General features: G+C 67.2%; 1 pseudogene. It reads left to right on the top strand.

What is annotated here, in order from left to right:
* Nucleotides 1-442 (top strand): annotated as a pseudogene (locus RNB18_RS52230) (hypothetical protein); the annotation flags it as partial.

The following is a 442-nucleotide window of genomic DNA, read 5'->3' as shown; positions in this document are numbered from 1 at the left end:
GGCCCTGAGATCACGCGGGCGCTGTGCGACAAGAACATCGAGGAGCTCTCACTGAGCTGTGAGCGCCTCACCCACCTCGACTTTCTCCAGGCGTACCGCCACCTGGGCCGTCTCTCTCTCATCGACGGCCCCATGGTCGCCGATCTCTCCCCCGTCGTGGAGTTACCCCTCCGCGAGCTGCTCCTGCGGCAACTCCCCCGGATGAGCGACTACCACTGCCTGAACGCGCTCACCGGTCTCCGGAAACTCTTCGTGGGTGACGGAATGACCTGCCGTGACCTCGACGCGCTGCCCACCACGGCGCCGCTCGAGGACCTGGGCGTTCCCAGCACCGTCACCGACCTCACGCCACTTCGCGAGTTCTGGCCGGCATTGACCACCCTGCGCCTCAACGATCCTGACGAAGCACCCCTCCCGCCGCCGCCCAGCGGGCTGAGGACAC

This window comes from Streptomyces doebereineriae (assembly GCF_031845645.1).
Lineage (GTDB): Bacteria > Actinomycetota > Actinomycetes > Streptomycetales > Streptomycetaceae > Streptomyces > Streptomyces canus.
This window is presented reverse-complemented; position numbering and strand designations above follow the sequence as displayed.